Annotated in this window: 14 protein-coding genes; 2 read left to right on the forward strand and 12 right to left on the reverse strand. The window is 53.3% G+C overall.

The window, feature by feature from the left end; genetic code table 11:
- The coding region (locus BMX17_RS21235) for an IS1595 family transposase (protein WP_139203633.1) at nucleotides 1-564 on the forward strand (564 nt) is incomplete at its 5' end.
- Between the two features lie 158 nt (nucleotides 565-722).
- Here the strand turns inward: BMX17_RS21235 and BMX17_RS21240 are convergent.
- Both BMX17_RS21240 and BMX17_RS21245 read right to left on the reverse strand, forming a co-directional pair.
- Nucleotides 723-1,712 (reverse strand): response regulator, encoded by a 990-nt coding sequence (locus tag BMX17_RS21240; protein ID WP_092663859.1) that lies wholly within the window; start codon nucleotides 1,710-1,712, stop codon nucleotides 723-725.
- On the reverse strand, nucleotides 1,705-4,059 hold the full coding sequence (locus BMX17_RS21245) for an ATP-binding protein (protein WP_092663861.1): 2,355 nt from the start codon (nucleotides 4,057-4,059) through the stop codon (nucleotides 1,705-1,707). Before BMX17_RS21245 ends, BMX17_RS21240 begins: the two co-directional genes overlap by 8 nt.
- A gap of 78 nt (nucleotides 4,060-4,137) precedes the next feature.
- On the opposite strand from BMX17_RS21245, the gene BMX17_RS27590 reads away from it, so the two are divergent.
- Nucleotides 4,138-4,842 carry a M48 family metallopeptidase gene (locus tag BMX17_RS27590; protein ID WP_394327921.1) on the forward strand — a complete coding sequence of 235 codons (705 nt, stop codon included), beginning with the start codon at nucleotides 4,138-4,140 and terminating at the stop codon, nucleotides 4,840-4,842.
- A 25-nt stretch (nucleotides 4,843-4,867) separates the two neighbouring features.
- On the opposite strand, the gene BMX17_RS21255 is transcribed toward BMX17_RS27590, so the two are convergent.
- The 10 genes from BMX17_RS21255 to BMX17_RS21295 all read right to left on the reverse strand — a co-directional run bounded on the left by BMX17_RS21255 (nucleotide 4,868) and on the right by BMX17_RS21295 (nucleotide 22,885).
- Nucleotides 4,868-7,234, reverse strand: a complete 2,367-nt coding sequence (locus tag BMX17_RS21255) for an HsdM family class I SAM-dependent methyltransferase (RefSeq protein ID WP_092663865.1) — start codon at nucleotides 7,232-7,234, stop codon at nucleotides 4,868-4,870.
- A gap of 394 nt (nucleotides 7,235-7,628) precedes the next feature.
- Entirely contained in the window at nucleotides 7,629-8,030 is a 402-nt protein-coding gene (locus BMX17_RS21260; protein WP_092663867.1) for a DUF7970 domain-containing protein, read from the reverse strand.
- On the reverse strand, nucleotides 8,023-8,961 hold the full coding sequence (locus BMX17_RS21265) for a ParA family protein (protein WP_092663869.1): 939 nt from the start codon (nucleotides 8,959-8,961) through the stop codon (nucleotides 8,023-8,025). The genes BMX17_RS21260 and BMX17_RS21265 overlap by 8 nt, the downstream gene beginning before the upstream one ends.
- Before the next feature lie 130 nt (nucleotides 8,962-9,091).
- A complete protein-coding gene (locus tag BMX17_RS21270) occupies nucleotides 9,092-12,730 on the reverse strand; it encodes a UvrD-helicase domain-containing protein (RefSeq protein WP_092663871.1) in 3,639 nt (1,212 codons plus the stop codon).
- Nucleotides 12,723-15,779, reverse strand: a complete 3,057-nt coding sequence (locus BMX17_RS21275) for a PD-(D/E)XK nuclease family protein (RefSeq protein ID WP_092663874.1) — start codon at nucleotides 15,777-15,779, stop codon at nucleotides 12,723-12,725. The genes BMX17_RS21270 and BMX17_RS21275 overlap by 8 nt, the downstream gene beginning before the upstream one ends.
- 239 nt (nucleotides 15,780-16,018) lie before the next feature.
- A complete protein-coding gene (locus BMX17_RS27595; RefSeq protein ID WP_092663882.1) occupies nucleotides 16,019-16,291 on the reverse strand; it encodes a hypothetical protein in 273 nt (90 codons plus the stop codon).
- Between the two features lie 159 nt (nucleotides 16,292-16,450).
- The gene (locus BMX17_RS21285) at nucleotides 16,451-16,999 is read right to left on the reverse strand and encodes a TATA-box-binding protein (RefSeq protein WP_092663884.1); all 549 of its coding nucleotides are present in this window, start codon (nucleotides 16,997-16,999) and stop codon (nucleotides 16,451-16,453) included.
- A gap of 361 nt (nucleotides 17,000-17,360) precedes the next feature.
- The gene (locus tag BMX17_RS25415; protein WP_139203634.1) at nucleotides 17,361-17,654 is read right to left on the reverse strand and encodes a hypothetical protein; all 294 of its coding nucleotides are present in this window, start codon (nucleotides 17,652-17,654) and stop codon (nucleotides 17,361-17,363) included.
- Between the two features lie 64 nt (nucleotides 17,655-17,718).
- Nucleotides 17,719-19,290: a HEPN domain-containing protein gene (locus tag BMX17_RS25420; RefSeq protein ID WP_139203635.1), complete on the reverse strand. Its 1,572-nt coding sequence runs from the start codon at nucleotides 19,288-19,290 to the stop codon at nucleotides 17,719-17,721.
- A 1-nt stretch (nucleotide 19,291) separates the two neighbouring features.
- A complete protein-coding gene (locus BMX17_RS21295; RefSeq protein ID WP_092663888.1) occupies nucleotides 19,292-22,885 on the reverse strand; it encodes an Eco57I restriction-modification methylase domain-containing protein in 3,594 nt (1,197 codons plus the stop codon).
- Nucleotides 22,886-22,906 lie beyond the last annotated feature (21 nt).

Raw genomic sequence — 22,906 nt, forward strand, 5'->3', positions numbered from 1 at the left:
GAGCGCTTCGCTAGAGCGCTCGACGCGCCTTCGATCACGCTGTCTGGACCGGTCGAAATTGACGAAGTATACGTCTCTGCTGGCCTCAAAGGCCGCGAGCGCGACCAGGAGTCGCGCTCGCGTGGCCTGTCCACGCGTGGCCGAGGATCGTACGACGGCGACAAACCGCCGGTGTTTACGCTGGCCGATCGTGGTTCGGGCGACCGGTACGTCGTACCAGCGAAATCCGCCGATGAATCGACGATTCGACTCCTGCTTGCGGACCACAACAAGGAGTCGCTGACCGTCTATACGGACGGATTTCGGGCCTACGATCCGCTCAAAGAAGACGACGCTTTCACCCGCAAATACGTCGTCCACAGTGACGGAGAATACGCTGACGGCGACATCCACGTCAACACCTGCGAGAGCCACGCGTCGCTGACGCGACGGTGGCTCTCGCCCCACCGAGGAGTGTCAAAAGACAAGCTAACGCCGTATCTCAAAGCCTTTCAGCTCCGCCGCGAACTCTACAGAAAACCAGGTGACGACGCGCTCAAACATGCTATCGACGCCGCCCTCTGAAAATCAACAACGTGCTTCACAAGAGCGTTCGAAATTATGTGCATTACGTCCCAATTTGTTATCGAATCCCTTCATATAATCTAGTTGTGATATCAAATGGTTGTATAAATCTGGGGCATCAGGTAACAAACTATCAGGTTGAGGCATACCAGACATATTCAAAGGTCGTTCGCAACTCGATAGTCCTCAAATGGCCCCTCCCGCGAGTGGTGGATATGACTGCAGCCCAAATGAACCGGGTTCGTAGCATCTTCGCCATTCTTTCCAGCGGCTAAGATGTCAGGTAGTTCCCCACCACAAACCCGGCATTTCGGCACTTCAGTCTCTCCTAAAACGTTTTCACCGACTGTTTTGAGTTCGCCGAAATCGATTTCTTTCTCCTGAGATATAGTGACAACGGCGTCAATCACGCTTGAGGACCACCAAAGCCGCGACTTTCGGTGTGAGAATATTCCTCCATAAATGGCCTTGCCGTGCTTCGTGTCGTTGAGATCTTCTGCATAGTCGCCGAGGATCTCTTCTTTGAGCCCAATCTTTGTCGCTGTCCAAGCGTCATTCCACAATGGACCAGGCGTATCTAGGAATCGAGTTCGGACCCAATCCACGAACTCAACAACACTTCCGCCGTCAGATTGCGGGTCCGGGCGTAGCCCATTTACGTACTCTCTCGGAATCGCGCTCTCCAAGTCCGCAATGGTGTCTTCTGGAGGGGATAAGGTTTCAATCAGATCACGCAAACCCTCTCCCCGAACAGACCGGACAGATTCGTAAGCTTCCAAATCTGCCTTCAGATCTTCTGCTCCGTTTTTTGTATGTAAATCACTGAAAGGATACGTTGCCTCAAATTCTTCTTTATTCCCAACTGTATCAGAACTGAATCCGTAGACAGGAATGTCAGTGAGCTCTTCGCGGACTTTGCCCGCCATTGTGAGGCCTTTCCCAAAGAAACCACCATCTTCGTTCAGCTTCCAGTCAATGAGAACTAGGTCAATTCCTGCCAAATCTTCGCCGTTGTCTAACCGATCAATCGCATCTTCTGGCTCATTAAATTCCGTGGAGAGTTCTTCTACGTGCTCCTCAATCCTGTCAGCACCGTTTGCTTTCCGGTCAGGCGAATCGTCAATCCACCAAATCGTGTATTCACTCATTTAGCGCCACCTCTACACAAGTCGTCCAGTCGTCTTCTTCCACGAATTGAGCATCTCCATCGTACTTCTCTGCAATATTTCGAACGATACTCAACCCCAACCCAGTTCCTCGACCCAGCTGCTCGGATAGTTGCTCCGGCATTTGTTTCGATAAGTCGTCGTAGATGTTGTCTGCAGGGTCGGATATCAACGGCTCAAAGGCGTCTTCCTGTGCATCTTCTGGGATACCAACGCCATTGTCACAGACTCTGATTCGAACTCCATCCGATGTCTTCTCTCCCTCTACGTGGATTCTATTTTCGTCTTCCGTAGATGTTCCAACTGCCTTGATACTATTAGTAACTAAATTAATTAATACTGAATAGAGCTCTGACTTATACATCGGTGGGGTATACAAGAGATCGGGCACATCTGTCGAGAATTCAACGCTGTAATAATCCGCGATATACTCTGTCGCTTCCAGAACGTCGTTTACGATTTTCTCGACTTGCTGCTCTTCGGCATTCTTTCGATCACCAGTTTCCATGAAAATACCAAAGAGTTCCATCTGGCTCTCGAACCTGTCCTCCATTGTTCGCAGATCTTCGATAACATCCTCAAAGCGGGATTGATGCTCTTTGGGAAGATCATCAATGACTGCCTCAATTCGGGATGCACTACTCCCGAGGTCGTTGACCATAGATCTGAGCTCATGGGAGAAGGAGAACACAATTTGATTAACAGAGAAGGCAGATCTGAAGAAATCGATTTCTTGCTCTTTCTGGTCGATGGTATTTTTGATTACCTTTGTGGCAGTATCAACTGCTTCATCAGAGACTTGCCTCTCCTCTTCGGGCACTGATTCTGTCGCGGTATTTGCTACTCCTTCCAGCAAGTCTATAGCACTATCAACCGGCTCACTGTCTTTCTCTTCTTCTTCCTGATCTTGGATACCTCCTTTGAACTGGTCAAGGCCTGTATTTTCTGAATCAGTGGAGTCTGTTCCCCCCGTCTCGCTGAGGAATTCCTCGGTTTTTTCTTCTAACTCTTTCTTTGATTTTTGTGATTTGTAGTGGCTCCACTGGAGAGTCATCCACTGGAGGCTTAGCCGAACAATTTCACGGAGATCATCAATTAGTTCGTTTTCTTGGAACTCTTCTCGGTTAGCAGCCATTCTCAAATCAGCATCAGAACTAATCATCACGCGTCCGACAAGGTTCCGATTATTTGGTCCCGACAGAAGGACTCTATTGAAATCTTGGTGTAACTCTAAGTCCCTTTGAATACCCTCAAATCGTTCGTCTGGAGAGCGTGTATTGTGAGTGGTCCGTTTTCGGTCAATCCCAAGCCAGTCGTCATCAGGCCCACCATAGGAGAATACTCTGAAACCACCTTTGTAGACTCGAACCCCACTTTGATTCTCAGAAATCTCTTTGGCCTGCTTCAAGCTGAGCGTTTGAGCGTCCCGGAAATGCTCTTTATTATCAAGTGGTATGTATGATATTTTGAAGGAGGTTCCTCCGAGCCCCTCTGTTTCGTACGAGAATGAATACGAACGCTCACCGATGAGTTTAGCTTCGAGTTCTAACGAAACTGTTCCGTCCTCAGTAATCTCGCCTTCCAAGCACCCCCATCCTGCATCGTGTACTTGCTTGGATAGGGAACCGTCCCCCATATCGAATTCTGGCGCACGGAATTTTATGTCGAAACCAGGATCAGGAACTTCTCCCTCAGGACGATCCTGTGCTTGAACAACTGCCAAGTCGGATACGTTTCTACGGAGGGTATTGAACTCTCGTTCTGTCCAAGATTCTTGTAGGTTCTTAAGCCGGAGTTCTGTTTTTGTAGAGATTCCCGGCTCTTCCTCCTCGGTTACATTTTCTACTTTTACAGGGAACGAAACCTCCTCGATTTCCTGGTCTGCTTCGTAGTCACGCCAGTCGATATTCAAAGACGTTCGTTGATAGACGCCGTCATCAATTTTGGCGACAGTCGTGATGTCGAGAATATGCGCGAGACGCCGGCAAGCAAACCTACCAATACCTTTGTCTCCAGCTTTCTCACGCCCGAATTTCTCTGATATCGGATTCCGCCGTTTGTTCGTTGTAGCAATTCGCATGAAGTCGTCTCTAACCTCCTCCAGCGTCATCCCTGTTCCATCGTCGATGACAGCGATTTCGCTATCAGAGGTGTCGTCAGCCTTTGCATTCTTGAACTCGAGAACCACTTCAGTGGCGTCTGCGTCGTAGGCGTTCTTGATTAATTCTCCAACTGCGACGTGGTTTCGGGTGACTAGATTTTCACCTAGCTCCTCGAGGAGCCGACTGTCGATTGTGAAGACGACTTCCTCTCCAGATGAGTCGGCCATTGATTAGTCATACAGGAGGTAAGGTTAAAAGTACCCGGGAGTTGCATATCCGGTACCGTGAGTACGGGACCAAAGTCGGTGGAGTTGCCGAATGGCGATCGAGTCCCATACTCCGTCCAACGCCGGGAAGTCGACAATCCCCGATTAACCCTGAACCCTGATGGAACGTTAGCTGTCGTCGTTCCACCAAATACACGAGGCGATAGAATAGTCGCGTCTGAACGTGATTGGATTGAATCCCAATATGAGTCCCAGCAGTCCCAACTCGCCTCACTACTGCAGAGGTACGACGACTTGCTCGGCAGCTTCACGCTGTGGGGCAGGTCGTACGACCTCCAAGTGAAGACCGGAAATTATGAGATCTCTGTCGACGGTAGCGAGATTTCTATTGTGACACCAGAGAAGGAATCATATCTTCGTTATCTTCAGCGAAAGCTTCGAGATGCTCTCAAGACGGCTGTTCGAACTCTAGCAGCGAAGTTTTGCTCCGAAGTGGGAAGAAGTTACGAGACGCTCACTGTGCGGTCACAGCGGACGAAATGGGCGAGCTGTTCGAGTGGCGATACACTCAATTTCAATCTTCGCTGTGCTTTTCTGCCGATTCCGCATCTCCGGTATTTGGTTGCTCACGAAGTTGCTCACCTCGTCGAACAAAGCCACAGCGACGAGTTCTGGCAAGTAGTCCAATCCCTAGTTCCTGGGTATGAACGAGAGAAATCAGAATTACAGGGATTCTGGTACGCAGTTCATCATAACCCTCTCTGGGTAGATCTTCTGGACTGAGGTGATTCGGTTCTGGCAGGAAGCGCTACTCCTGTGATTCGTCCGCCCAATTCAGAACGGGTTCCAACTCCTGATGAATCTCGTCGAGCACCTCTTCGTCGTCCATATCCCGACGGCGAACACGCCGCAAGTCGTCGTATAACTGGCTAAGATTCTCCAACGACTCGTCGTCAATTTTCTTCGGGTCGATCACGGGGGCTTCCTCTAGCTGCCCGACTTCGATTTTCTTCAGCCCGTCGTAGTCCATGCTGTGCTTGGTGAGGTATTTCTCCAACACACGGCTGTTCAGGTAAGCCAGCAAGGCCTCATACTGCTTCTCGGTGTACTCGTCTTCAACCGAGATCTTGTGGACATTGTTGAGGCTTCGGAGTCCCGCGTGGTTCCGCATAAACAGGAACCCCGTTCGGTTCATATATTTCGCCAGAATCGGGGCAGGTGTCTGTTTCTCGACTCTATACCACGGATCTCTCCCCGAGACTAGGTATCCATCAGTAGTGTCGCCCTCTTCACCTTGTTTAAGATAATCGAGTACGCCCTCGTCTTCGATAGCAGACTTTTCGATTGGCTCGCCGTCAGAGTAGCAGTACAGTAGCCAGACCTTCTTGCCATCTTGCAGCCACTCTGTCCAATCTTTCTCTGTCAGGTCAATTTTCTTGAGACCGTGCGCAGAACGGATTATCGGCGTCCGGTACTCCCGTGGGATTCCATACTCTTCGACCTCCGACTGTGAAAGGCAGAAATAGTCGTTATCTCCCGTGGCTATTCCACGTCCGATGTCTGCGATGTCGTCGAACTTCGCCATCTCCGCTTCGTCCAGGAGGTCGTCGTCCTCGTGGTAGTGGCTCCAGCGCTCAGTAGGGGACAGGAGCTCCTGGGACACAGCCGTTGCCTGAGAGATCTCGGAGAGGTCTTCCGAGGTTGCGGATAGGAGAGTTGGCGCGCTGGTGTTGGTCGGCCAGCTCGATAGGCTGAGAATCTGCGTCGGGCTCTCTATCTTTGATTCATCTTTCTCCAGGAGCAGGATTGCAGGACTGGTCTTCACTCCGTCGAAGATGTCGAATCCGTTTTCGAACTGGATGATTCCCCGAATATCGAATTCTGCTTTGAGGAAACGTTTCAGATCACGGCCGAACTCCGTATCGAGGAACTTCGAGGGGACGATCGCAGATAGTCGCCCTCCCGACTCCAAGAACTGGGCTGCGTGAATAAGGAAGTACCCGTAGAGTGGAGTACGTAGCGAAAGGTCGTAATCAGATTCCTTGGTGATAATCTCGTTCAGCCGCGCCTTCTTGTCGTCGTCGACGGCCTGGTGGCGAGAGTACGGTGGATTAGCGATGACGCCGTCGACGGCGGTAACAGAATAACCGTCTTCCTCGAAGGATCGAGGGCTGAATTCGATGAAGTCTTTGTTGTGGATATCACCGCTCCCTGCTCCGTCGACGAGCTTCAGGGTCACCGCCGACATGGCAACTGCTGTCTCGTCGATGTCTACGCCCGTTATGTCCGAAATGGGGTCTTCTTCTCCCCTTTTCAATTTTTCATCCAGTGCTTGAGAAGCTAGTTGTCCTGCGCCGATTCCTGGGTCAAGGATACAGTCGTCAGCATTCTGTACGGCCCAAGAAGCGAGGAATTCACCAACGTACTCGGGAGTGGCGAATTGCCCTAAGTCACGTCGTGCGTCCTGTGATACGAGCGATTCGTAAATATTGGCGAATGCAGTTGCAGGTGTGTCGACCGAATACAGGGGCCCGTGAAGTGCGAGCAATACTTTATCCAACCAAGTAGGTGCTGGCCTGATGAGGTCATCAATTGCAGTAGCCTGGAACCCCGAGTCTCTTGTCTCCTCGAAGGCAGTAGAGAACTGCCCTTGCCAATTAGATTCTGCCTTCAGCTCGGGTAGTGTGTTTTCATGTTCGGGCCTGTGGAGCCGGTAGAGAAGGCTCTGTAAGTACCGTCGGTAGATTGCAACACGGAATGCGTATTCCTGTCGATCTGTATCCGACGGTAGACTTCTTGCCTCAATCCAATCGACAACTGCCTCAGGAAGTGACCCACGCTCGCGTTGCGTTTCCAGTTGCTCTGCTAACTCGGACACTACTTCGGTGATGAGCGGAATTACTTCGTTGATGTCGACACAATCGGCTTCGGTTCGTGCCTCTACATTCTCAGTTTGGAGGGTCCAGTTATACCCTCCCCCTTTGCCAGAAGATTTGAGAACACCCCAGTCGTTCAGTCTGTGGAGGCGCTGGAGGGTGGTCGAATAACTGCAAGATAGCCACGAATTGATTTCTTTAGTCGCGCTCTCGTTCTCAAATCCAAGGCGGACCAGAATACTCGCAGACGTGTGCCTTGTCGAGCACAGGTCTGTTTGAGTATCCTGGATTTCTGCCATAGGTCGGATAAAATCACCCACTGTCATTTGACTTGTGTTCGACCCCGCCCCGTTTGTAGCGCACTTTGGTTCCATAACCATCGTCTACAATCACAGAACCTTTTCTCTCGCCCGTTGTTGCGCTTTCACGCTGTACTGCCCGAGATAGTGTTCTTGGAACGTATCCCATTCCCCCAGCCGCCATACGCCAAATTATGAGATTCCTACGAGACTGACAAACAATCAACACACTCTGTCGTAATAGATGCTTCAAGGCCTTATGCACAGAATTTGTCGTTCGGAACTACTGTAAGCCGGCGGTCCCGGCTGAGTCCACCGTACTGAGGAGGAATCCAACACTTCTGAGACTGCTGTTGAGTTATTGTAGAATAGTATTCTATTTTAGAATAGCACGCTATTCAGTCGATTCTGAAGAGGCAGACCCGCGGGCTTGCTCGAACCGTTCGACCACTTCGTCCACGAGGTCTTCCTCTACGACAGTTCGCAGGAGGGCATCAGTCATCTCTCGAACGACGATGTTCTGGTAGCCCTGCTGGTTGAGTTCCCGCTCCAATTCGTACTTCAGCCAGGAATCGAAGTCCTCGATCGTAGCCTCACGGGCATAGAAGGGGCGCTGTTTGGCAGCTTCATAGCTGAACGCAGTATCGGTCATCGGGTCCCACGGCTCAACCGAGTCCCGAGCAGAGGTCTCCTCGGTCGTCTCCGATTCAGACGTCTCATCCGTATCCTGTGGTTCGTCATCCGGTTCATCCTCAAGCGTCTCCCCGAGGTCGGCGAACGGATCGTCCTCAGCCATGGCGGACCACCTCCCCGGCCTCGACGATGTGCGACAGCTCGTCGAAACACTGTAACTGGTCACAGTCAGGGTCGTAGTCCAGCAGGGGTTTGCGCTCGCCGTAGGCCTTCGTGATGCTGGTACGGTCACGGATGCCAGGTGATGGTTTGAGATCGCCGGCGTCGACAGCCTCCCAGTCCGTGATCCGCGCGAAATTCGGGATGCGATCCTGAAGGTTATCGTGCGAGTTGAGACGTTCGAGGAGCTGTCGATCTTGAGTCTGCTGGTCGATACGGCCACTCAACATGTTCGGAACCAGCGACAGGACGTCGACGTCCATATGCTGCCGAAGCGGGGAGATCTGTCGCTCGATGGTTCGCTCCAAGCCGGCCATCGCCTCGTTTCCCGGGGCGAGCGGAAGTACCAAGTTTGCCGTCGCGACCAGCGCGTTGTCCGTGAGTCGGGATCGGTACGCCGGCGAATCTGTGACGATGTAATCGTACGTTCCCCCGAGGAGTGGGTCTACCACTTCCCGTTTGAGCAGCGCAGAGGGTTGGAACACATCGCCCACGACGATCTCCCGCTCGACCTGTTCTAAATCCTCGCTGGACGGGAGAATATCGAACTCGTAGCTGGTATCATAGACAACAGAAGTCGGGTCAGCATCGTCGAAGAAGACGTCACCGATGGTTTCCTCGGTGTTGTGATACTGGTCGTCAAAGCCTAAACCGACGGATGCGTGGCCGTTCGGATCAAGATCGATGAGGAGTACATCGTGGTCCTGTGCGGCCAGCTGTCGAGCGAGGTTGACAGCGATCGTCGATTTGCCGACACCCCCCTTCAGCATACAAACCGACACAGCCCGAGAGTTCCCATCGGTCTGCACCGAACTATATGGGCTATTCGGACTATTTGTTCTATCTATACTATTCGTACTATCTGAGCCACTCATGCTATTCAGCAGTATCAACCCCTCTCGACTTAACTCTATGGTGAATAGTACGAATAGTATTCTATTCTGGGAATTTGTTCTATTTCAAGATAGTATACTACTCTGGAATATCCACAATAGAGTTAGCGGCTCAGGCGACGAGAGCCAACATAGAGCGAAGTTCGGATTCGATATCAGTCAGTTCACTCCGTTGCCACTCAAACTGTTCTTCGACGCCGACATCGGTAAACCGGAGTGAAGCACGAACCTGGCGTGCGGGATCGTGCTGGAAGAGCGCGAGAGCATAGGCGAGCATTTGCGGCCGATAGTGATCAGCGAGGGCATCGGTCGTCGTCGACGACAGGTCGTTCGTCTTGTAGTCGATGATATGGTACGCATCAGGAGTGACCAGAAGACGGTCGATATCACCCACTATGCGGGAGTCATCAAGACGAACGACAACTGAGTACTCGTCGTAGGAGGCTTCAAGCGAGAGGTCCGCCTCAGTTTCATCGACGAACCGGATCGCATCCTGGGCATGGCCCACCGCCGCTTGAAGGTCGTCATCGGTCGGTTCCTCACCTTCCATACGACTCAGCTGACGAATGAACGAGGGCCACTCATCCCGTGGAGGACGGAGCTCATTGAGCCGATGGACAACAGTTCCGAAGGTGGTCGGACTCAATCCGATTGTCCCATGCCCCGACGTGTAGCTGTGTCCGTTCTCGGAAGAGTCTGCAACGGCACTGACGAGGGTTGTCGCGGCAACGCGAACTGCGTCCTGTCGTTCCGGCGGAGAGGGGACAGTAATCGCAGGGTCTACCGCTTCCGTGGGAGCCTCAGACTGCCATTCAACCGGCCGAGGTGGCGTCTGAATAGTGTATGAAGCATCACCGATTCGAGCGTCCGTAGCTCCCTCCAGAACCGCCTCAGCGACTAACTCTTGGTCGTCAAACAGAATTGGCTGGAGCCAATCCCGCCATCGGCTGGCGTCGTCGAAGTCATCTGGCTCACCGAGTTCGATATGTCCAGATTCATCGATACCGATGTCGTGTGTTCCACACAGCAGCAGATGGTCCCGAGTTCGGGTACAGGCCACGTAGAGCAGTCGTTTGGATTCTGCACGCTCTTGCGGGAGCGAGCGGCGATCGGCATATTCGTGAACTGCGGTCTTCTCGATTGAGAACGCATCGTTGGGGTGGGGAGCACCCACTGCAGGAATCGGTGGGGCATCAGTCGTCCCCTCGACGAGGCGGACATAGCCGTGGTCGTCGACGGACCGCCCGAAATTGAGGTCACTTCCGAGATCGGGGACGGTGACGATCGGGAACTCGAGTCCCTTCGCGGCGTGAATCGTCATTATCCGAACACCCTCAACATCACCGGGGATGTCAGCCTCCCCTTCTCGGGGGTCGATCTCGGCTTGGCGGTCGATCCGGTGGAGCAACCCGGCAGCCGTGTGAACACCGTTCTCGCTCCAAGTGCGGACCTGATCGCGGAACTTCTCGACGTTCGCGACGGCCTGCTGACCGCGTTCGTCAGCACTCACACTCGCCAGATACCCCGTGTCGTCAATCACTCGGGACAACAGACGGTTCCACGGGAGGACGCCATCCTCAGACGGCGTCGCGCAGCCGCTAAGCGTCCGCCACGTCGTGAGGAGGTCGAACGCGTCCGCGAGCTGTGGATCGTCCGTCTCGGCCAGCGCGTCCCACACTGAATCAGCCTCGGCAACTGCCGGTGCGAGGCGGTCATCGGTGAAGCCAAACAGCGGCGACCGAAGCACCCCATAGAGAGAGACATCGTCCTGTGGATCACCAAGTACCCGAAGTAGGTTCGTCAGCGCCTGGACCTCGGGCGTATCGTAGAATCCGATACCACCGACGACAGTATAGGGAATGTCGTACTCCTCGAGGGCCCGCTGATACCGATCCAGATGGGTTCGCCGGCGGAGGAGGATTGCCGTGTCGTCCGGCGTAGCATCGCGATGATCACCCGTGTCGGGGTCTTGGACGGTCGGTGGATCGTCGAACAGGTGGGTCAGTCGAGCAGCGAGCGCTTGCGCCTCGGCCTCGATGGTGTGGTCAAGCGCGCCTTCGGCGACCGGATGGTCATCGCCGAAGAGTTCCGCAGCAGTGTCGGCGTCGTCGGGCACAGCGAGATACTCGACGCTGCCAGTGAGTCCCTCGATGTCTTCGACCCGGTCGCGCTGTGTGGTCAGCGCCTGCGGTGGCGCTTCGTAGGGCTCGTGGGTGTCACTCTCCGGCTGGAATAGGTACTCGAAGAGCTCGTTCAGGAACGACAGCGGCTCGTCTAGCGTCCGGAAGTTCCCGGAGAGTTCGAGCGCGGTCGGACTCTCGGCATCGCTGTCGGGAACGTTGTCGACCCCACGAGCCTCGTTGACAGACTGTAGTTCCGCTCGCGCCGCCCCAAACGTCGTCACGTCGGCCCCACGGAAGCCGTAGATGCTCTGTTTCTCGTCGCCGACCAGGAAGACGTTCGACGCCGTCTGCTCGTCGACGCCCGTGAGGAGCTTGACTAACTCCCATTGGCGCGGGTCCGTGTCCTGGAATTCGTCGACCATCACGGCCGCAAACTGGTCTCGTAGCCGCTCCGCGACGGCATCGTTCGCTCGCAGGAACTCGAGGGTTGTCTCGATCACGTCGGGGAAGTCAAGCGTATCGCGGCGCTCCTTCTCGTCGGTGTAGGCTGTGAGGACATCGTCAAAGACGCGCATTAGGGCGAGCGCGTAGTGGGCGCCGTTCGCTTCAAGATCACCGGGTGTCGTCTCGACCGCATCAGCGTGCGGTTCGACGGCAGCGATGACCGTGTCGATGATGTCCTTCAGGTCGTCGTAGACGTCACCGCACTCATCCCACTCGTCCCGATCGCCGACGACGTACCCCGAACTGCTGTACAGGCCGCCGTTCTTCTTCTCACAGGCCTCGTACAGATCAAGGATTGCCCGCTGACAGTCGCGGGGATCGCTTTCCTCGAGGTCGTCAGGGAGTGTCGTCGCGACCTCGGTGAAGATCCGGTAGGCCCGAAGGCCGTCCTCGTCGGCGATGGCGGCCTCGCAGTCGACACGGCCCGTGACCGTGTGTAGCTGCTCAAGGAGTCCATCCGCATATAGCGTCTGTCGGGCGTCGGCGACGTCGAGATCACAAACGACCTCCCAGCAGATATCGACGTAGTCGTCGACTTCGGCGCCACGCCACTCCTCAAGGACGGCCTCGCTCTGTGGGCGCTCATCGAGTATCCCAGCGAGTACATCGACCAGCTGGTCACGACCCCAAAGCTGAGCGAGGAGCGCGACGTCGTCATCGTCCTGGTTGCGTTCGAGGAACTCCGTCACGACTTCGCGTTGGAGTGTCGCAGCGCCGTCTTCATCGAGTACGTCGAAGCCGAGCGGGACCGGAGCCTCGACGGCCCGTTCTCGCAAGAGCCGCGTACAGAACGCGTGAATCGTGTGGACGTAGCCGTCCTCCAGGTCATCGAGGACGTTTCGCCAGCGGTGGTAGGCCTCTGGTGAATCAACAGCCTCGAGCCGGTCGTACACCTCCCCCCGAACGCGCTCGGTCAGTTCGGCAGCGGCCTTTCGCGTGAAGGTGATCGTGACGATATTCTCTGGGGTGAGCGACGGATTGTCGGCCAGTATCGTCACGTACCGCTCGGTGAGCGTCGTCGTCTTCCCCGTCCCGGCGCCGGCAGTGATCGCAACGTTCCGGCCTTGGACGAGAGCATCCTCCTGTTCCTCCGTGAGCTGAATCTCCTCGGAGGGTTCAGTCATCGCTCATCACCGCCTCGATGTCCTCGTCGTCGCGAACACGGAGCGGAACGTACGCGGCGTCGTCCTCGTGAACCTTGTCGACGAACTCCCGCTTGCGGTGGTGGCGGACATCGCACGCCCGACTGTAGTCACAGTATCGGCAGTTCGCTCCGCGGGCGGACAGGAGCGTCGTATGGAACCGTCCGTTGGCGACCGCCTCGTCGATCTGGCCCAACCACTCCGGAACGACATCGTTCAGGAAGCGACGGAGTTCAACCTCGGAATCGAACTTTGACTCGACACCGCGTGGAACCTTGAGATCGTTGGGCGGTCGTACCTGATAGTACGTCGCCGAGAGCGAGCCCTCCTCGAACAGATCACCGTCGACGACCTCGGCGGCAGCAAGCAGATAGATGGGGAGCTGGAACTTCGTGCCGCCGGTCGTCTTCGTCATATACGGTGCTCGCCCAGTCTTGTAGTCGTAGAGCGTAAGCGTCGGTTGCTCGCCGTCCCGGCTCACGTCGACGCGGTCGATGTATCCACGAATCGAGACAGTTGAACCATCCGGTCGCTCCACCGTGAACGGACCACCATCCGAGTCGGGAAGCCCCTCGCCGAACGGGGCCTCGAATAGGTGTGGGCGGCCGGCGCCATCTCGGGAGAGTTCGTTGTCGAGGAACGTAGCGAACAACCCCTGTTCCGGTGCGTCGTGAGGTTTGATTCCGGCCTCGTACGGGGCGCTCTCGCCGTCACCGAGACCTGCGAACAGCTCCGCCTTCCACCGCTCGTAGAACAGGCCGTCGTACTCGAAGTCAGTGTCTTGGAGTTTTTCGACGGCAATCTCGCGAAGGTGCGTCGCCAGGTCGTGCCGGTCGAACTCGGTGAGATCGACACCGTCTTCGGCTTCGTCCTGTAGATCCGCGAAGAACCGTTCGAGGACGTCGTGGACGTACGATCCAGTTTCGAGGGGCGTAGGGACGACCTCGACATCGTCAGGGTCCTCGATTCCGAGTACTTCGTCAGCGTAGAACTTGAACCCACACTCGACGTATCGCTCGATACGACTCGCGCTGTAGGGTTCCCGCTCTGACGGCGGATAGACTTGCGCGACGGTCTCGGGGTCCAACACGCCGTCGTGGTCGGAGAGGCCAGCCGTTCCCCTGTTGGCCGCACAGCGGAGTCCCCGATCCGTGCGCTTGGTCTGCTCGGGGGAGAGATCGCCCCGGTCGCCGGCGCGGCTGACTGCAGCACGCCGGTCAGCCGTAGCGGCGACGTGCCGCTGCAGGTCCTCGCGGGAGCCCACGCGGTCGTCGACGCCGTCTTCGGGCTCGATACCAGTCACGCGCTGGAGTTCGTCGAGGACCGGCGACCGGACGACTGCGGACTCGTCGTCGCCCGTCTCTGGTGTGGTGATCGTGAGTTCGTCGACGTTCGCGAGCAGCGTCGCGAAGAGATAGCGGCCCCGGAGTCGCTCGTCGCCGGTGTCGAATCGTGGGTGGGCGTCGGTCATCTCCTCGAAGAAGGCCGGGCGTTCCGGCGTTACCGGGAAGTGCTCGCTCGTCAGTCCCACGAGGAACACCTTCTCGAACGAGCGCATCCGGGCGTCGAGCAGTCCCATCACCTCAACGTGGCCGCCAGCAGCGCGCTGTGGAACACGAATGGGCACGCCATCGAACGCACGGGTGAACAGTGCCAACGGGGAGAGATCGCTATTGACCGCCGCCAGCGACTCGAACGAGGAGAGTACCTCATCCACGAGGTCGTAGGCTCGCTGCTCGACGGCTTGTTCGGCGCCGCTGGCGTAGTCCTCCGTCGCCGCCTCCAGGTCGAACCGGTCGTCCAACAGTCGACGGAACGTCTCGGTTGCATCCTCGACATCACCTGTTCGGAGCGTCTCCAGCGTGGCCAGCAACTCCTCGATCAGCCCCGCTTCCTCGCCGTCGACGTCATCGAGCAGGGGTGACACAGAAACTGTGTCACGCCGGCGAGCAGCTGCCGTGACGGCGTTGGCTTGGTCGGTATCGACGACGTCGACCAGTGGATTTGCTAACAGGGACGTGAGGTCCTCGGCCCGCGGATCCGGTTCGGCGAGGTTCAGGAGATCGTGGACAATGCTCCCGGTGAACGTCCGGTTCAGCTGTGAGGCGGCGGTCGTGACGTGCGGGATGTCGAACGTATCGAACGTGTCCTCGACGTACCCCGAATAAGCCTCGGTCCCCGGGACGACGACAGCCAGGTCGTCGGGGTCGCGACCACTGGCCAACTCAGTCCGGAGTTCACGAGCGACGAAGCGAACCTCGCGCTCGGGCGTCGGTAGTTCACGCCATCGCAGAGTGTCTGGAGCAGGGACAGTGTCCGGGTCCGAGCGATAGAGCGCCTCGGTAATCGTTCCGAAGGCCCGCCCTGACTCGTCGACGGGCTCGAGTTCTACTGTCTCAAAGTCAAGAGCCTCGTAGACTTCCAGGGCATCCTCTGCAACGGCGTCGACTCCGCTCCGGCCATCCTGATGGAGCGGCAGCAGTGCAATCATCGGAAGTTCGTCGACAAGGCGTTCGATGAGACGGCGTTCGACAGGGCGAAACTCGTGATATCCGGAGAGAACGACGACATCCAGTTCCGGGGAGAGCGCCGATAGTGACTGCTCCGCCGTCGCGACGGCGTCGAACATCTCTCCCCGAGTACAGACCCACTCATCAACGTAGTCAGCATGGAGGCCCTGATAGTGGCGGTACGCGTCGACAGTAGCCGCCGCGATACGGTCATCGAGGGCTGAGCCCGCGAACTCCGCTACGAGCGCGTCGGCAGTCCCGACGCCGGCGTCATCGAAGAGTGAGAAACGACTACTGAACGAATCCGCGAGAGCGGCCGAGGCCGGTTCGCCGGCGAGAGCGCCATCTGTTTCGGCTGTCGTTCTGTCGAGCGCGTACTCCGCCAGTCGGCGGTTCAGCTGTCCGGAGAGTGGCTGGACTGGGCCGTGGAGCTCCTCGTACCACTCCCGAACGACCGCGTCGAGCGTTTCGGCACGAAGACGGAGTGGTTCGTGGGACGCGGCCCAGCGGTCCCCAACCATACTCCGGCGAGCGTCGTTCCGCGTTATGTAGAGAATACTCCCCAGCGAATCGGTGGCGATGTCATCAGCCCGCTGAAATGCCCGTCGTTCCAATCGGGCGTGTTTCGGGCCGGTGAGAAGCGTTGAATCCATCGAACACTCTTTACCAAGATATCGGTCTCACTTCACTCTTGGCGGGACTGACAGCTTAGGAGTGGCTTACCGAGAGGGATCAAAATAAAGCAGAGAGGACCGAGAACTCAGCCGACGGTCGCTAGCACCCGGACATCTGTGTCCGAGTGTCGTTCACGCTGAGTTCGAGCCCCCCGTTCTTGCAGGAAGTCCTCGATTTCATCGGCCAGCGTATCGGCGTCCTCTCTATCGACGTGAACGATCAACGTTGGCCGTCCTGGATCGTTGTTGTCGATGACAAGCGATACGCCTTTGAATTCGTCCGGCTGTCTGTACGCCTCGAATTCCTCGGCAACCTGGTCAGCCAGGTCATCGAGAATATCCACTGGGTCTGAGGTCATATTTGGATGAGGGGCGCTTTGAAGACGATCACACCTGACGGGCTTGGAGAGAAGCCCATCGACTACTACCACCTCCGACAACCAGTTCGACAAGCAGGTGTTCAGAAGCGTCGTTCTACGAACCGCGAGAGACGTGTTTTCGCATAGAATGCAGAGACATTATTGTTCGAGGTAGGTCGTCACCTGTTTCTGAAGATGCTTGAACGCATCCTCGGCAGTGTCCACGTCAGAAGCCCCTGTGATGACTATTTTCCCGTTGGCAAAAACCAATAGAACGGCCGGGTGGTCAGCGGGCCGATAGATGAGACCGGGGAACTGTTCTGGCTCATATTCCACGGATTCCAAGCCCAACGCGATAGAGAGCGTATTCAGATCGACCGGGTCGTCCAGCTGTGCCGTACAGACGACGTTCTGTACCGTGAATCCGGTTTCAGTCTCTGCATCTACGATGTCCAACTCGGACAGTGTCGTGAGGAACGCGTCGTTCGTCTTGTACAACTGTTCGAACGTAGAGCACCCACTGATGATGTATTTCCCACTCCGATAGAGTGTGATGAGTGGGCCTCCATCAACCAGCCGAATGTAGAGTCCGTGATAGTTCGAGGGATCATACTCAGTAAATGGAAGATCAAGATCTTTTTCGACCTCCGTGACATCCAATTCTACTCCCAAATCCCCCGACCCTACAGTATTAGCTATCGAGACCATCAGCAAAGCACCTCAATGGACAATTCGATAAGGTCTGGAATCACCAATCCAGACTCAATTGGAATCACGTTTTGATCATCCACAATTCGAGACGGGTCTTGTTCATATTCTCAATAGGGGTTTCGTATGGTTCAGACCGGCTTTCCCACCCCTCTATATTTTTTGAAAAATTGGTAGAGGCCTTCTCAGATGCCAACATAGATTGATTACTAACGGTCAATACGCCCTGATATGATTTGGCCATACAAGGTAATGGTGGATTGGTTATATCGGGGGTGTTTCGAACTCAGGTTCGGATAACTAACACACAATACCTTATTTAAAACCACACGCGCAGAGGGTTTCAATGCCTTATTACTGGTCACGCACGGACATTTTTCAATTCAATCCATCTACCTTCGTCGTCACGATATTCCCACCACTCCCAGCCATTGACTTCATATTCTTCGCCCCTTACGTTACGGAGAGCTACTCGAGCCGCTCCCGTTGGAGAATACTGTTCACCTTCATATACTATGTGACCGTCCCGAATCTCTGCTTCAATTACCGTTCCAGCAAACTCACCCCTTTTATACTTGTATCGAACTTGAGTACCGTCATCCAAACTGTGAAGATCTGGATGGCCACCCTCTACGGTGTATCCTTTTTCACTCATTTGTTGTACTCTGTTCGCACCAAGTCATAAGCGTTTGTTGCTAATAATCCTTGTACGAACAATTCTACTCACCAATCCACTCCACGACAAACTCGAGTCCTGAAAGCTCTACATCAAGTTCAGAGATTTCCGTCTCTAAGGTGCCACGGTCATCTTTCTTATTAGAGATCGCTTCACTAATTGTGGAGTGGTCTTTATATCCATGATCAAGTACGCCAATAATTTCATCATGTGTTCGATCCTCGGCAAGCAAATCACGAACACCATCCAGTACAATCCGATACCCGTATTGAAGAAGTGCAAGATCTTTTTGTATGATTGTTACATCTGCCCCCGTATGTACGAGAGAATTCCGTCTTGATTTCAATCGATTAATTCGCCCCCGGAATAGTTTATGATCAAGAACGTCATGGGTGTCATAATTTTCACTATCGCTCGAATTTTGTTGGATAAACGCCCTACATCGTCTGAGTACGTCCTTTGAATTATCGCCCTCCTCAGTCATAACCACTGACTCAATCGCTTGCCAGAGGGCTAAGAACTCTCTTTCAGGATCCTCTGTCGTCGCTGCTGATTGGAATGCACGGAAACTCTCAATGTACTTCTTCCCCGGTCTACCAATATCCTCACGCTGCACCGGCTCCAGCCACCGTTCGATTGACTGTTGATGATCATTAGTCAGTCGAAGTGGAGGACGATTCATAGATGTAGTAGACCCAAATTTAATATATTCCTCGTCTGAAAATACCAAATAAAACGGCGGTTTTACTAGTGTTCGTTGATCTGATGGACTGGGATCATCCAATTCACTGTGATCGATTATATAGCGTGGACCGTTACTATCTATAAAATTGAGGAGTCCAATTACGGAATCCAATCTTTCCCGAAATTTCCTGCTTGCCCGTGCAAGACTTGTAGCGTCACATTCGAATTTCCAAATTGAGTGTGTACTCCGGTGCGGCCTATCCTGTCGGTCAATACACTGCGATAACGTCGAATATCTACCGTTGATATCATCAACGCTCGATTGCGATACCGCTTCTGAAAGACGATCTTGCCAATCATCAAACGAGACGGGAGCAATGAATGTCTTTCCAACAGTGAGTGTATTTGGGAGCGCCCCCGTTTCTTTAGGAATGAGGTTCAAGGGGAACCAAATTTCATAGGAATTAGAACCACTCGTATCAGCATATTCCGCTAAACGATCCGAAACCAGCGTGTGAGCGGACCATGAATCTGGAAGATCCGAACGTCCCTCAAAATCCAATAACCGGGTGATTTCATCAACTGTAGACGAAGAGAGTTCGTCATACCACAAGTTCGGGATATCATTCGGGGTGTCTACGGAGACCTCATCGAGTACTTTTTGTTCTGCTAAAATCGTCGTCTTGAATACCTCATGAATTAATCTAGAACGCTTCGGTTCCGGTTCATCAATAGAGAAATTCAACACACCGTCACCCAGATCGTCGCTCAGTTCGCCAGCAGGATCAGGATCAAGCCGATCTGTTAGAACTGCAATCGATTGGGTATAATTGTCCGTTCCATCCCACACATCGGTTGTTTCTTCCTTAGCGAGGGCATCCCGGAGCTCCTCAAATGCTATTCTAATAAAAAAGCCGTTGCTCTCAGTCATCCTATTGGAAGGCTTCGTAGTGCTCTTTGACTAGCTCAAAATAGGGCTCGTTCATAATTCGAGCTTGTCCAACCCGATGGAAATCATTCAGAATGAAATCCGTTTCCTCAGGTCCAAAGCCATATGCATGGAATGCAGCAGCATCAAGTCTTGCTTGAGTATCTCTCCGTTCCGCCATATCGCCAATATCGACCGCTTCGAGCCCCCCAAGTCGCTCTCGCATCTCTGCGAACAACTCGCCATAACAATTCAGCTTTGCAGCGGGCCGCCAAATCTCTTCAAACCATTCATCGCCGGCCGTAAGATGGGGAACTTGGGATTCGCGGAATTTGTACATCACGACACTCTTATCAATTTTCGTACGCATTAAATAATCGAACGGTATACTATTCAGCATGCCAACAGCGGCGAATAATTCGCGATCAGTGAAGATCCGCTCATATACTCCGTGAAGAGGTTCTTCGGTTAGATGGTCAATTTCTGGATCAATTTCAAAAGGACGAACCGTATGGAGTTTGTTGTGGCAGACATAGCCTGGCGGAATAACAGATGCTATCATAGTACGTTCGTCTGTCGGTTGAGCAACGTCTCGATACACGATCCGATACTCTGTACAGTCAAGTTTCACATCAGATTCGGAAAGTTCACTACCTCTAGAGGCCTGCAATAAATCGTTGACAGTACCCTTCATTGAGCCGGTTGCCGTGACTTCAAATTGCTCTCTGACTTCGGGTGAGTTATCAACCAAGTCAAACAGGGCAGATTTGAGATTACGAACGCCTTTTTCTCGGATTCGCTGCTTTGCACTTTGATTCGAGGTTCCCTCCACCGACCAGAATTCGGGAGGGTCAATATTGTATATTGAGTCGTCATAAGAGAAGAGGTAGACATTACTTCCTCCAAGAACAGGGTAGTCCCCCTCGTTTTGATCTTGGATGAATCGGTCAGAATCCTGGGTTCGATCTAACTCCCGATACGGGTTCGCATACCAACTCTCATCATCTGGTTCAGAAACCGGGGGATGCTGGACAATCGTGTTTAACGCTTCGACCTGTTCTTGTGTCTTCACGATAGGGAAGATACCTGCAATCGGGGAATAATCAGCCAAAACCTCTCGAGGAATTTCGAGAATGCGGCTTTCGTTTCCTTCCTGTAGCTCTCGAAGAATTTTCAAACTCGGTTGACCAAATATTCCCTTGAGAGCATCTGTCTCACCAGAGTTTTTGAATACGACGACAGCAAATTTATACTGCTGATGAATGTTAGCAAAAATCCCGGTGTTTTTGAACCCTATGATTGAATCAACTGTCTTTTCGTTTAGTAACGCATCCCGTAGATCCTTTGTCGCTAAGCCAGTGAAGATATTACCTGGAAGGATCTGGGAGATGTAGGTTTCAGGGCCGGCAAGTTTGTAAATCCGTTCTAAGAACAGTGCTGAGAGGTCGTTTTCAGTAGATCGCTTTCTCCCCGCCACTTCAGGATCCTGAAGTTCATAATCCCGACTTTTATGAAAGTATTCGCCCAAACGTTTCTTTTCCGTCTGAAATGCCTCAAACTGGTCCTCAAGCTCGGGCCGTTCATTGAGCAGGTCGTCAATCCTTCGTTCCTGCTCGTCAGGCATCATATTCTGGAATGATTCAATGTAGTCACTATAGAAATCGTCCCTTGTTTGCCGAATTCGGTCCCACGGAGGATTGCCAACAATCACGTCAAACCATCCGTCACGATAGACCTTCGCAAACTCAATAACCCAGTGGAAAGGATTGTGACCTTCTACCTCATCAAGTGTAACATTATCAAGTCCAGCTCGCTCAAACCGATCCTGAATTCGCTCGTTTAGTTCCGGTCGATATTCGTCCATCAAATCCTCGATCTCTTCTCGGATGGCAACTGCCTCAGAACCGGTGGCCCCCTGTTGTCGTTCAATTAGATCAGCTACTTCTGTGACATAATCATCTACGCTTTCATCGCTGAAACTAGTAATAGTGCTGTTGCCATCCGGAGTTCCTTCGACTGTATCAATAAATCCAATAAGTGTATTTCCATCACGAATATTGAAGTCGATGTTGGGGAGTGGTTCTACCTGCTCCGGGTCCTGCTCAATCTGGGCAACAGTCGAAAGCCACAACCGGAGTTTACAGATCTCGACTGCTCCGTCATCAATATCGACACCATACAGATTGTTCTGGATTATTGTTCGTTTGGCGAACAGCTCTTCATTCCGATAAGGGCAGTTTAGTACCGCTTGGATAGCATCGCTTGGAGGTGTGTGATCAGAGTATCGGTCACGTAGCTTATCAAAGCATTCTAAATATACATCAAGTAACACCTTCTCTGCAGCCAAGAGGAAGGCCCCACTACCAACTGCAGGATCCAGAATCTTAAGATTCAGTAATACCTCCTCGTAGAGTGTTTCAACCTCCTCACCGTGATCAAGAGCCTGTTGAATCGATCCGTATTGATTATCGATTCGGGAGTTGAGATCTTCCAAAATCCGGGGGTGAATGGCCTTCCGGGCCATATAATCCGTGATCTCTTCTGGAGTGTAGTACGCCCCCATCTCCTTCTGATTGACCGTCTGCTCGAAGATGTGGCCAAGTATCTCTGGAGAGAGGTTCTTCGGTTCGACGATGTCCAGACGCTCATCGACGTGCCAGTTCCAATCGTCAAGAAAGTCGAGAATGCGCCAGTAGTGGTCGTTCTCTTGCTTGGGATCTTCACCAAGCCTGATGTCTGGATTGTTTGATTCAACTGGACTTTTCGAGAATAGCCCGCCGTTCAAATAGGGTAAATCGTCGCCCTCAATGAAAGACACATCAATATCAGCATTTTCGTCATAGTTCTCTTCATCTTCTGCTAACACTTTGAAGAACAAGGGCTCATAGAACACCTCAAAAGTACTTTCATCTTGAGTCACCGCCTCTTGATGTCTGTTTTTGAGATACTGCGTATCACCATTAAGAAGCCCTTTTTCTTGAATGAAATGTAGGAAAATTAGTCGGTTGAATAAAACTTGAACAAACTGTTCTTTTGCTTCTCCCTCCTTCTCAGCGTCTACTCCAGTAACTTCTCTAATTAGATCAGAACGAATGGATTCGAATTCACTGTAAAATTCCTTGACGACCTCACGAGTATCATAGAGGTTCTGAATGGAAGTCGCATCATCGCCCTCAATATCGTTCAGTTTGTCAAGTGTAGAATATTTTTTCCCATCCCCGGTAAATTGTGATCGCTCAAAAGAATATTGTTGATAGTCTCTTTGACCCTCCGGACCGAAGCTACGCTTTCGTGAGATGAATGTAAACCGTCCAAACTCCTGAACCACTAATGCGGTTCTAAGTGTTGGGCTAAGTACATTTCGGTAGTCAGACGGTGACTTACTAGATTCGGCTTCGATAACGATCAGGAAGTTCCCTTCTGCCAGCTGTAAAAAGCGGTAATCGCTTTCCCCCAAAGCGTCATTTTGATCGTCGCTGAGCTGATCCTCAAGGCTTACCTCTCGAAGACCGCGGTGTCGGAGGGTCTCCATTATCTCCTCAAGATCCGTCCAATCGGCGATGTCCTGAGCAGTAATTTTACGCCGTCGGGTACTCATTAACTGCGACGTGACATCACA

Source organism: Halorientalis persicus (genome assembly GCF_900110215.1).
In the GTDB taxonomy this organism is placed as follows: Archaea; Halobacteriota; Halobacteria; order Halobacteriales; family Haloarculaceae; genus Halorientalis; species Halorientalis persica.